This window comes from Burkholderia sp. Bp8986, from assembly GCF_003854225.1.
GTDB lineage: Bacteria > Pseudomonadota > Gammaproteobacteria > Burkholderiales > Burkholderiaceae > Burkholderia.
Genome location: NZ_QTQM01000077.1, coordinates 1 through 10,569 on the forward strand (window position 1 = coordinate 1; position 10,569 = coordinate 10,569).

The window sequence follows — 10,569 nt, forward strand, 5'->3', positions numbered from 1 at the left end:
CCGACGCCGTGCGTGCGCGCAGCGTGTTGCCGCGCTCGCCGCTCACCGTGATCGCCGGCAGCGTCGTGCTGCCGGCCACACCGGCGTCGGGCGCCGGCGCGTCGCCTTGTGCCGCGGCGGCCTGCGCCGCGAAAAGCGTGATACCGAGACCGACGCCAAGCCCGGCCTTCGCGCGCCGCCGCCGTGCGGGCGACGCTGTTGTTCTATTCACCGTCATTGTTCTGGATGGAAAACTCGCCACTCGACCCTGTCGAAACCTTCGAAACGCTTTGCGCCGCTGCGAAGCGCGACCTCATGCAAGCACCCGCGACGGTCCTGCGGACGCCGGGCACGAACGTCGACACGACATTCATCAGACGAATCTGACGATCGGGCAGCATGCGTGCCGATCGATCGGGAAAGCGCAGGATGGGACATCGGATGACGGTGACGCGCCGGGCACCGACGCAGCCGTCGATCCTGGATCTCGAACATGTCGGGCGGCCGGCTGCGTCGCGCGGTCTTGTCATGCGGGGGACGCTTCGAACGCCCCGGTTGCGGGCGCCGGGCAGTTGCGTACGCCGTTCGTCGGAACGGCGGCATGCCCGTCGCGCGCGACATCGCGGCGTGGCGCGCATTTTACCCCGGGCGGGGCTGAAGGCCGTGGAATCGGGTGGAACGGGAGACGCGACCGGCGGGATGGGGGAAATACGCTTCGAATGGTGCGACAGCGGCGGCGATGCGATCGCGATGCGCATCGCGCGCGGCGACCTCGACAACCGGTGCAGTCACGCGCCGGTCGAACGAGCGAAAACCGGAGCGGGAATGACGGCCCGCTGCCGGTTCACCCAACGTTCAGAACCCCTGCATCGTCGCGGTCGGATCGACAACCAGATGCACGACGCCGTAGATGACCGCGCCGACCAGCAGCGCGAGCACAATCGCCACGAACGGCAGCAACGTATAGTTGACGTTCGCGAGATCGGCCGCGTGCGCCTTGCTGTTGCGTACGCCGAAGAAACTCCACAGGACCAGCTTGATCATGCCGAGCAGTTTCATGGTTGTGCTCCTTTCATCGAATCGGTTGACGCTATCGTCGATCCGGCCGGCATTCGAAAAAAGAAGCAGTTGCGCGTGCTTTTCGCGCAGCAGGCCGTCTGCGGCGGCGTGTCGCAGGGTCCATCAGCGGTCGAGCACGAGCGCCTCCGTGGTGCCCGTCGCGGGCCGCGCGACGCACAGCAGCGCACAGCCCGGTTCGACCGGCGCGTCGGGCGCTTGCACGTAATCGACCGCACCGGACAGCACGCGCGTCGCGCATGTGCCGCACGACCCCGACCGGCATTCGGACGGCACCGCCACGCCCCGGCCTTCGGCGAATTCGAGCAGCGTGCCGTCGGCGGGCGTCCATGCGGCGTCGCGTGCCGAGCGGCGGAACACGACCGGCACGCTTGCCGCCGGCGGCGCCCCGGCCGCGCGGGTCGCGCTGCGCACGACGCTCGACGGCCCGAACGCCTCGAAGCGGATACGCTCGTCCGGCACGTTCAGCGCTCGCAATCCGTCGTACATATCTCGCATGAACGCGGCGGGTCCGCACAGGTAGAAATCGTAGTCGTCGAACGGCAGGATGCGCTTCAGTTGCGCGATGTCGACACGGCCCGGTCGCGCCGCGCCGTCGCGCTGCGGCCGGCTGTCGAACCAGTGCAGCGATACGCGCGGGTCCGCGTCCGCGATGCGCGTCAGTTCCGCTGAAAACGGCCGCTCGGCCGTATCGCGCGCGCCGTGCACGAACACCACGCGACGCGACGGTGCGTCGTCGGCCAGCGCGCGGCGCAGCATCGCGATCATCGGCGTGATGCCGATGCCGGCCGACACCAGCACCGCCGGACGCGGGCTCGCGACGTCGAACGTGAAGCGGCCGCGCGGCATCTGCGCATCGAGCGTCATGCCGGCACGCGCGTGGTCGTGCAGCCAGGCCGACACGCGTCCTTCGCGCTTCACGGTGATCCGGTAATGCGATGCGCCGGGTGCATCGGACAGCGTGTAGCTGCGAATCGTCGGCACATCTTCGTCCGGAAGCGCGACGCGCAGCGTCAGATGCTGCCCGGCTTCGTAGGCCGGCAACGCGTCGCCGTCCGCCGCTTCGAAATGAAACGAGCGGATCGCGCGCGCTTCGTCGACGATCTTCGCGATGCGCAGCGGGCGCCAGCTGGAGGGGGACGAGGACACAGATGCAGGTGCGGATACCGCCGGCACACCAGCCCCCACCTTCCCCGCAAACTGCGGCGCCCGCTCAACCGCCGACCACCGAAACGGCAGCACACCCCGCGTGCGCCGCACTTCGCGCACGTGAAACCGCACGACCCGCTGCGCGCCGTCGAACGACGCGACGAGCGGCCCGTCCCACACGATTTCGGCCCGCGCAGCGACATACAGCAGGTCGCCGCTGTCGAAATCGACGAACAGCAGCCCCGCGCGCGGATCGTGCTGCAGGTTGCCGAGCGTATTGAAGAAGCGGTTGCCGCTGAAATCCGGCGTCGTCAGCGTGTGCGCGTCGTCGACGCGCACGAAGCCGGGCATGCCGCCGCGATGCGACACGTCCGCGCCGCGCGCGGCACCCGCATCCGCCGACGTATTCGCACTCGCGACGAAGAACGTATCGGCCTGCGCGAGCAACGCGCGATCCGCGTCGCTCAGCCGGCCCGACACGTCGGCCGCGATGGACACATCGCCTTCGCGCGGCACGAGCGTCGGCGTGCGGCCCTGAATGTACTTCGCACAGTTGCCGAAGCTCTGCTCGACCGCGATCGTCAGCGCGCCGCCGTCGACCGCGCGCACGACGCCGTTCACGCGATTGCGCCGGCGCGTGTCGAACTCGATCCCGAGCCCGCCGAGCGGCACGCCGGGCTGCCATGCTCCGGCCAGCGGATCGCCGGGCAGCGCGTCGCCGTCGATGCGCAGCGTGCGCGCGTCCGGCGTCGTCACGAAACCGGGCATCCCGACCCGCAGCGTCGCCCACGGCTGGCCGCCCGCATCGACGCCGCCGAGCACGAAGAACGGCAACTGCGCGAAGAACGTGCGGTGCTGGTCCGGCATGAAGCGCCGGATGCCGCGCCGGCCGGCCGCGTCCGCGGCCTGCGTCACGCCCGCGCGCTGCTGCACGGCCAGCTCGCCCGCATGAAACGGCGCAATATCCAGTTCCCAGCCCGGTACGGCGGCACTCGGCGCGGTCATCGTGTTCTCCCGGTGAAATCGCGGCTTCGCCGTCAGGCGGCGAGCAGGCCGGCGCGGGTCGGCGGCATCGCGACGAAGCCCGGCAGCGCCTCGACGCGCGCGAGCCACGCGCGCACATGCGGATACGGTTCGAGCGACACGCCGCCTTCCGGCGCGTGCGCGATGTACGTGTAGGCAGCGATGTCGGCGATCGTCGGTTGCGCGCCCGCGGCGAACGGCTTGCCGGCGAGTTCCTGGTCGATCACGGCAAGCACCTTCGCGGCCGTGCGCTTGGCCGCGTCATGATCGAGCGGCGCGCCGAACACGGTGACGAGCCGCGCGGCCGCCGGCCCCGTTGCGATGGGCCCGGCCGCGTACGACAGCCAGCGCTGCACGGTCGCCGCGCCGGGGGCATCGTCGGGCAGCCAGTGCGCGTCGCCGTAGCGCTTCGCGAGATACACGAGGATCGCGTTCGAATCGGCGAGCACGGTGCCGTCGTCGTCGATCACCGGCACCTGACCGAGCGGATTGAGCGTGAGGAACGCCGGTTCGCGCTGCGCGCCGGCCGCGAGGTCGACGTCGACGGTCTCGAACGGCAGCCCGAGGAGCGACAGGAACAGCCGGACGCGATGCGCGTGCCCGGACAGCGGGAACGAATAGACACGAACCGGACGGGCGGGCTTGCTGGCGGCTGGCATGGGAAAGCTCCTGGATCTCGCGCCGCCGGGAATCGGCGACGAACGGCCCCAGCGTAGCGCTCGCCGTTCGCGGCCAGAAGACGGATAATCGCTGAAACATTATCCGCTTCCATAGGACAATCGACGATGGCCGATCTGCGCGACGTGAACCTGAACCGGCTGGCGATCTTCGTCGCGGTGGTCGACGCCGGCTCGCTGACGGCCGCGGCCGAGCGGCTCGGCCTCGCGAAGACGGTCGTCAGCACGCACATGCAGCGCCTCGAATCCGAAGTCGGCGCGAACCTGCTGGTGCGCACCACGCGACGGCTGAGCGTGACCGATGCGGGGCGCGCGTTCTACGACGCGTGCCGCGACATCGTGCGCGCGACCGAAAGCGCGCTCGACGCGGTGTCGTCCGACTCCGGGCCGCTGCGCGGCACGCTGCGCGTGAGCGTGCCGATCGACTACGGCGCGCTGGTCGTCGCGCCGGCGATCGTCGCGCTGCGCGACGCGCATCCGCGGCTCGACGTCGAACTGATCGCGAACGACCGCATCGCCGATCTCGTCGCGGACAATCTCGACGTCGCGATCCGCATCGGCCGCCTCGCGGATTCGAACTATCGCGCGGTGCAGCTCGGCGAGTACGAGAAATGGCTGGTCGCGAGCCCCGCGTTCGTCGCGCGGCACGGGCTGCCGCGCGACCCGGACGCGCTCGCCGCGCTGCCGTTCGTGATGCTGTCGACGTTGTCGCGCCCGCATACGGTCGAACTCGACCACGCGCGCGGCGGCCATGCGTCGGTGCGTTGCGTCTCGCCGGTCGTGTCGAACACCGCGACGGCCTGCCGCGCGATCGCGCTCGCGGGCGGAGGCTTCGGGCTCCTGACGGATTTCTCGATCGCGGAGGACGTCGCGGCCGGCCGGCTCGTGCGGCTGCTGCCCGCGTGGCGCTCGGCACGGGCCGGGATCCATGCGGTGTATCCGTCGACGCGGTTGCCGTCGCCGAAGGTGCGCGCGTTCATCGACGCGATGAAGGCAAGGATCGCGGCAACGGCCGCCGCGCCGCGTGTGCGCGCGACACGGGTGCGACGCGCCGACGATTGAACAGGCAACCGCCTGTCACATGAACTTCACGTAGCGCCGCCTTTTGGCGGCCGCTTCGCGTTTCGAGTCTCTTCGGGTTCGTACGCAACGCGAATTCGTATTCCTGCGCGAAGGTCTTGCAGCTACGCGCGGCGTTCGCGCGACGGCGCACGACAGACACGCGCTCGCGCCGCCTACCCCGCTTCCCGCAACGTCCCCAGCAGCACCTTCCTGCAACTCGCGACCATCTGCGCCTCCGGGTCGCGATACCCGGTGAGCAGCCACGCCGCGCCGACGTTCGTCATCGCGCCGACCAGCGCGAGCCCGATGAGCCGCTGCTCGGTGCGCTCGGCGGGTGTCGCGGCCTCGCGGGCCGCGCCGATCGCCATGATCAGCTTGCCGAAGTCGAGCAGCATCCGCTGGTACGTCATGTCGGTATCGGCGCTCACGCCCATCACCTCGAGCAGCAGCACGCGCGCCGCGCATGGATCGCGCAGGAAGCCGAAGAACGCGGCGAGCCCCGCGTCGACGCTTTCGCGCAGATCGCCGCCGCGCTCGGCCACCGCGCGTGCGACCGCGTCGTGCAGCTGCTGCGCGTGATGCAGGTAGGTGCAGCGCAGCAGATCCTCGGTGCTGTCGAACGCCGCATAGAAATAACGGTCGTTGAGCTTCGCTTCCTGGCAGATCGACCGCACGGTCGCCTTGCGGAATCCGACCGTGCCGAACACGCGCGTCGCCGCGCGGATCAACGCATCGCGCCGCTCGGCGGCCCGCACCTCGGGCGCCACGCCGCCGTACGCCCGGCCCCGTTTTTCCGTTTCGAGTGCTTTCTCCATTTCGCTATTTGACATCAGGACACCCGAAAACTAAAGTGGTGACGAATAACACCACAATAGGCGCGCCGCCGATGCAGCGCAAGCGGAACGGGAGGAACGACGCATGAAGGGGTTTTCCGGCAAGGTCGCCGCGATCACGGGTGCCGGTTCGGGCATGGGCCGCAGCCTCGCGGTCGAGCTCGCGCGGCGCGGCTGCGAGGTCGCGCTCGCCGATGTCAACGATGTCGGGCTCGCCGCCACCGCGGCCGCGTGCGCGAAGCACGGCGTGCGCACGAGCACGCGGCGGCTCGACGTCGCCGACCGCGATGCGGTGTTCGCGTGGGCCGATTTCGTGCGCGCCGAACACGGCAAGGTCAACCTGGTCTTCAACAACGCGGGCGTGTCGCTGGCCGCGAGCGCCGAGACCGCGCGCATCGCCGATCTCGAATGGATCGTCGGCATCAACTTCTGGGGCGTCGTGCATGGCACGCAGGCGTTCCTGCCGCACCTGCGCGCGTCGGGCGACGGGCACGTGATCAACACGTCGAGCCTGTTCGGACTCGTCGCGATGCCGACGCAGAGCGCGTACAACGCGACCAAGTTCGCGGTGCGCGGCTTCACCGAGGCACTGCGGATGGAACTCGAACTCGACGGCGCGCCGGTCAGCGCGACCTGCGTGCATCCGGGCGGCGTCGCGACCAACATCGTCGACGCGAGCCGCGTCGATACCAGCATCCACGCGCTCACGGGCCAGGACGAAGCGACCCACCGCCGCCAGGCGAACCGCCTGATCAACGCGACGACGGCCGACGACGCCGCGCGGCAGATTCTCGCCGGCGTCGAGCGCAATGCGCGCCGCGTGCTGGTCGGCGCCGACGCGCGCCGCCTCGACAAGCTCGCGCGCCTGCTCGGCGCCGGCTACCAGCGGCTGGTGCTGCGCCACGTGCGCCGCGCCCGCGCACGCAATCTCGAGCGCACCCGTGCCCCCGCCGCGCGGCCGACCACACCGACCAAGGATCCCGCATGACCTCGACGACGACGACCGACCGGCGCGACGCGCCGTCCGCCTCCGGCGACGCTCGTGACCTCGACGTGCTGATCGTCGGCGCCGGCCTGTCCGGCATCGGCGCCGCCTATCACCTGAAAAAGCGCTGCCCGCATGCGAGCGTCGCGATCGTCGAGGCGCGCGACGCGATCGGCGGCACCTGGGACCTGTTCCGCTATCCCGGCGTCCGTTCGGATTCCGACATGTTCACGCTCGGCTACAGCTTCCGCCCGTGGCACAGCGACAAGGCGATCTCGGACGGCCAGACGATCCTCGACTATATCCGCGACACCGCGCGCGCGTACGGCATCGACAAGACGATCCGCTACGGCCAGAAAGTGGTCGCGGCCGACTGGGATTCGAACCGCGCGCGCTGGACGGTGCGCATCGAGCGCACGCGGGACGGCGCGCTCGACACGCTGGTCTACACGTGCCGCTTCCTCTACATGTGCAGCGGCTATTACGACTACGACGGTGGCTACCTGCCCGACTGGGCCGGCATGGAATCGTTCGAAGGCCGGATCGTGCATCCGCAGCAATGGCCGAAGGACCTGTCGTACGCGAACCGGCGCGTCGTCGTGATCGGCAGCGGCGCGACGGCCGTCACGCTGGTGCCGTCGATGGCGGCCGATGCGAAGCACGTGACGATGCTGCAGCGCTCGCCGACCTACATCGTGTCGCTGCCCGCCCGCGACAGGATCGCGAACGCGTTGCGCCGCGTGCTGCCGTCGCGGCTCGCGCACCGGCTCGTGCGCATGAAGAACGTACTGCTGACGATGTACCTGTACAACGTGTCGCGCCGCAAGCCCGAGCGGACGAAGCAGTTCATCATCCGCGCGGCCGGCAGGCAGCTCGGCCCCGATTTCGACGTCGCGAAGCACCTGACGCCGCGCTACATGCCGTGGGACCAGCGCGTGTGCCTCGTGCCGAACGGCGACCTGTTCAAGTCGATCCGCGCGGGCCGCGCATCGATCGTCACCGACGAGATCGAGCGCTTCACGCCGACCGGCCTGAAGCTGAAAAGCGGCCAGCAGCTCGTCGCGGACGTGATCGTCACCGCGACCGGGCTGAAGGTGAAGCTGCTCGGCGGCGCGCGCGTCACGGTCGACGGCCGCGCGGTCGATTTGCCGCAGACCGTGTCCTACAAAGGAATGATGTACAGCGACGTGCCGAACCTCGCGTCGTCGTTCGGTTACACGAACGCGTCGTGGACGCTGAAGGCCGAGCTGATCGCGCGCTACGTGTGCCGGCTGCTCAACCACATGCGCGCGAACGGCTACGACACCTGCGTGCCGCGGCTCGGCGCCGGTGACCTCGGCGACGTGCCGGCGGTGAACCTGAGCTCGGGCTACATCCAGCGCGCGGCCGGCATCCTGCCGAAGCAGGGGCACCGCAAGCCGTGGAAGTTCCACCAGAACTACGTGCTCGATCTCGCGTCGCTGAAGTTCAGCGGGCTCGCCGATTCGGCCATGCAGTTCGAACGCCGCGCGAAAGCCGGCCCGGCCGCCGCGCCGGTCGCCGAACCCGTACTCGAAACCCGTTGAGGCCGACATGAGCCATACGCTTCACCTGATCCAGAACGTGCTGCTCGGCGTCGTCGCGATGCTCGCCGCGCTCGCGCTGTTTTCCGGCTACGTCGCGCGTCGCGTGACGCGCGCGTTTCCGCCCGAAGGCCGCTTCGTCGACATCGGCGGCGACCACATCCACTACGTCGAGTACGGCAGCGGCCCGCCGCTCGTGTTCGTGCACGGGCTCGCCGGGCAGTGGCGCAATTTCGCGTACCTGCCGCTCACGCGGCTCGCGCAGCACCATCGCGTGATCCTCGTCGACCGGCCCGGCGCCGGCCGCTCGCTGCGCGGCGCCGGCTCGCAGGCGAACGTGTTCGCGCAGGCCCGCACGATCGCCGCGTTCATCGACGCGCTGAAGCTCGACCGGCCCGTGCTCGTCGGCCACTCGCTCGGCGGCGCGATCGCGCTCGCGGTCGGCCTCAACCATCCGGAGCGTGTAAGCCGGCTCGCGCTGATCGCGCCGCTGTCGCACGAGCAGACCGAACCGCCGGCCCCGTTCAAGCCGCTGATGCTGCCGTCGCCGCTGGTGCGCCGCTTCGTGTCGTGGACCTTCGCGATCCCGCTGACGATCCTGACCGGCCGCAAGGCCGTCGATCAGGTGTTCGCGCCGGAAGCCGTGCCGCGCGACTTCCCGGTGAAGGGCGGCGGGCTGCTCGGGCTGCGGCCGCACGTGTTCTACGCGACGGCGACCGACCTGCTGTCGGCCCCCGTCGACCTGCCCGCGATGGTGCACCGCTACGCGGACCTCGCGCTGCCGGTCGACGTGCTGTACGGCCGCGCCGATCCGATCCTGAACTGGCGCACGCACGGCGAAGCACTCGCGCAGAAGTCGGCACGCGTGAGGTTGAAGGTCGTCGAAGGCGGGCACATGCTGCCGGTCACGATTCCCGACGCAACGGCGGACTGGCTGCTCGAAGTCGCCGCCGCGCCGGTCGAGGCGCCGGCGCAGGGCGCGCACGTCGAGCATTGAGCGTCGGCGGGCCTGCCGGCCGCGCCGCGCGCGGGTCAGGCTTCGTCGTCGGGCAGCGACAGCCCGAGCTCCGCGATGACCTCGCGCGCGCTGCGGAACGCCTCGACCGCCGCCGGCGCGCCCGCGTAAAGCGCGCTGTGCAGCAGCACCTCGCGGATCTCGACGAGGCTCGCGCCGTTGTTGAGCGCGCCACGCACGTGGCCCTTCAGTTCCGTGCCGCGGCCGAGCGCCGCCAGCATCGCGCACGTACAGAGGCTGCGCGTCTTCAAGTCGATGCCGCCGCGCTGCCACGTGCTGCCCCACGCGTGCTCGTTCAGCCAGTTCTGCAGCGGACGCGAAAAACCGTCGAGGTCGCGCATCGCGCGCTCGACGAATGCCTCGCCCATGACTTCGGTGCGGCGCGCCTTGCCCTGTTTCCTGTCCTGTTCGCTCATGTCGTGTCCTGTCTGAAGTCTTGGCCGCTTCGGCGTCGCCTGCGGCCGGGTGGGTTCGCGTCATGTTCGCGGCGCGGGGGTGTTTCGTCAAAGAACGTGCCCTCGGGGCGCGGCCGGCTGCGTCACACGCGGAACACCGGGCCGAACGCTACGTAACATCCAGCCCGGCGTTACGGCACCTTACGGGAACATCACGGCGCGCACAGCGGCGCAACTGGCGCGCCCGTCCCGCGAAAGCCCCATTCCTCCGTTTAAATCGCGCCGATATTCCCGATTCCCGCAACAAAGCGCCGGCGCATTGCGCGGAAGATGTCATGGCGCGGAATTTGCAGTAATGGCCCGGACACAACTTCCAATGTCGAGGCCACCATGCACCATTACTTAAAGAAGACGACGGTATCGCTGGCCGTCCTGTCGCTGCTCTCGCTGTATGGCTGCGGTTCGGTCGACGGGCCGGTCACGCCGTCGATCAAGCCGAGCACGTCGGGGACGTCCGGGACTTCGGGGACATCCGGAACGTCCGGCGGCGGCTCGTCGGGTACGTCCGGCGGCGGTAGTTCGGGGACGTCGGGTTCGTCGGGGACTTCGGGTACGTCGGGCACCTCCGGTACGTCGGGCACCTCGGGCACTTCCGGCACGTCGGGCACCTCCGGTACGTCAGGCACTTCCGGTACGTCGGGCACCTCCGGTACGTCGGGCACCTCCGGTACGTCGGGCACTTCCGGTACGTCGGGCACCTCCGGTACGTCGGGCACCTCCGGTACGTCGGGCACTTCCGGCACCTCGGGCAC

10 protein-coding genes and 1 pseudogene are annotated in these 10,569 nt (G+C 69.9%); 4 read left to right on the forward strand and 7 right to left on the reverse strand.

Features of this window, described 5'->3' with window-relative positions:
* The 4 genes from DID99_RS34980 to DID99_RS34995 all read right to left on the reverse strand — a co-directional run.
* The coding region (locus DID99_RS34980) for a hypothetical protein (RefSeq protein WP_148094691.1) at positions 1 to 217 on the reverse strand (217 nt) is incomplete at its 3' end.
* 617 nt (positions 218 to 834) lie between these two features.
* Positions 835 to 1,038, reverse strand: a complete 204-nt coding sequence (locus tag DID99_RS34985; protein WP_021164122.1) for a DUF2970 domain-containing protein — start codon at positions 1,036 to 1,038, stop codon at positions 835 to 837.
* 123 nt (positions 1,039 to 1,161) lie between these two features.
* Positions 1,162 to 3,210, reverse strand: coding sequence for a pyridoxamine 5'-phosphate oxidase family protein (locus DID99_RS34990; protein WP_124645963.1), 2,049 nt, complete (start codon positions 3,208 to 3,210; stop codon positions 1,162 to 1,164).
* A 32-nt stretch (positions 3,211 to 3,242) separates the two neighbouring features.
* Positions 3,243 to 3,887 carry a glutathione S-transferase family protein gene (locus DID99_RS34995; protein ID WP_124645962.1) on the reverse strand — a complete coding sequence of 215 codons (645 nt, stop codon included), beginning with the start codon at positions 3,885 to 3,887 and terminating at the stop codon, positions 3,243 to 3,245.
* Positions 3,888 to 4,013: 126 nt separating this feature from the next.
* On the opposite strand from DID99_RS34995, the gene DID99_RS35000 reads away from it, so the two are divergent.
* Complete coding sequence (locus DID99_RS35000) at positions 4,014 to 4,967, forward strand: LysR family transcriptional regulator (protein WP_124645961.1); 954 nt, start codon at positions 4,014 to 4,016, stop codon at positions 4,965 to 4,967.
* Positions 4,968 to 5,140: 173 nt separating this feature from the next.
* Here the strand turns inward: DID99_RS35000 and DID99_RS35005 are convergent, their stop codons facing one another.
* The gene (locus DID99_RS35005; RefSeq protein WP_124489837.1) at positions 5,141 to 5,797 is read right to left on the reverse strand and encodes a TetR/AcrR family transcriptional regulator; all 657 of its coding nucleotides are present in this window, start codon (positions 5,795 to 5,797) and stop codon (positions 5,141 to 5,143) included.
* A gap of 88 nt (positions 5,798 to 5,885) precedes the next feature.
* Between DID99_RS35005 and DID99_RS35010 the strand changes: the two genes are divergently transcribed.
* The 3 genes from DID99_RS35010 to DID99_RS35020 are packed head-to-tail and all read left to right on the forward strand — an operon-like array spanning position 5,886 to position 9,344.
* Positions 5,886 to 6,788 (forward strand): SDR family oxidoreductase, encoded by a 903-nt coding sequence (locus DID99_RS35010; RefSeq protein ID WP_124489838.1) that lies wholly within the window; start codon positions 5,886 to 5,888, stop codon positions 6,786 to 6,788.
* Entirely contained in the window at positions 6,785 to 8,350 is a 1,566-nt protein-coding gene (locus DID99_RS35015; RefSeq protein ID WP_124645960.1) for an NAD(P)/FAD-dependent oxidoreductase, read from the forward strand. Before DID99_RS35010 ends, DID99_RS35015 begins: the two co-directional genes overlap by 4 nt.
* A 7-nt stretch (positions 8,351 to 8,357) precedes the next feature.
* Complete coding sequence (locus DID99_RS35020) at positions 8,358 to 9,344, forward strand: alpha/beta fold hydrolase (protein WP_124645959.1); 987 nt, start codon at positions 8,358 to 8,360, stop codon at positions 9,342 to 9,344.
* Between the two features lie 35 nt (positions 9,345 to 9,379).
* Here the strand turns inward: DID99_RS35020 and DID99_RS35025 are convergent, their stop codons facing one another.
* The gene (locus tag DID99_RS35025; RefSeq protein WP_124645958.1) at positions 9,380 to 9,778 is read right to left on the reverse strand and encodes a carboxymuconolactone decarboxylase family protein; all 399 of its coding nucleotides are present in this window, start codon (positions 9,776 to 9,778) and stop codon (positions 9,380 to 9,382) included.
* A 377-nt stretch (positions 9,779 to 10,155) separates the two neighbouring features.
* Positions 10,156 to 10,569, reverse strand: a pseudogene (locus DID99_RS38540) (highly repetitive protein); the annotation flags it as partial.

Excerpts from the sequence above, each read along its gene's own strand:
- DID99_RS35020 (WP_124645959.1), top strand. The coding sequence starts at position 8,358 with ATGAGCCATACGCTTCACCTGATCCAGAACGTGCTGCTCGGCGTCGTC.
- DID99_RS34995 (WP_124645962.1), bottom strand. The coding sequence starts at position 3,887 with ATGCCAGCCGCCAGCAAGCCCGCCCGTCCGGTTCGTGTCTATTCGTTC.
- DID99_RS35000 (WP_124645961.1), top strand. The coding sequence starts at position 4,014 with ATGGCCGATCTGCGCGACGTGAACCTGAACCGGCTGGCGATCTTCGTC.
- DID99_RS35025 (WP_124645958.1), bottom strand. The coding sequence starts at position 9,778 with ATGAGCGAACAGGACAGGAAACAGGGCAAGGCGCGCCGCACCGAAGTC.
- DID99_RS34985 (WP_021164122.1), bottom strand. The coding sequence starts at position 1,038 with ATGAAACTGCTCGGCATGATCAAGCTGGTCCTGTGGAGTTTCTTCGGC.
- DID99_RS34990 (WP_124645963.1), bottom strand. The coding sequence starts at position 3,210 with ATGACCGCGCCGAGTGCCGCCGTACCGGGCTGGGAACTGGATATTGCG.
- DID99_RS35010 (WP_124489838.1), top strand. The coding sequence starts at position 5,886 with ATGAAGGGGTTTTCCGGCAAGGTCGCCGCGATCACGGGTGCCGGTTCG.
- DID99_RS35015 (WP_124645960.1), top strand. The coding sequence starts at position 6,785 with ATGACCTCGACGACGACGACCGACCGGCGCGACGCGCCGTCCGCCTCC.
- DID99_RS35005 (WP_124489837.1), bottom strand. The coding sequence starts at position 5,797 with ATGTCAAATAGCGAAATGGAGAAAGCACTCGAAACGGAAAAACGGGGC.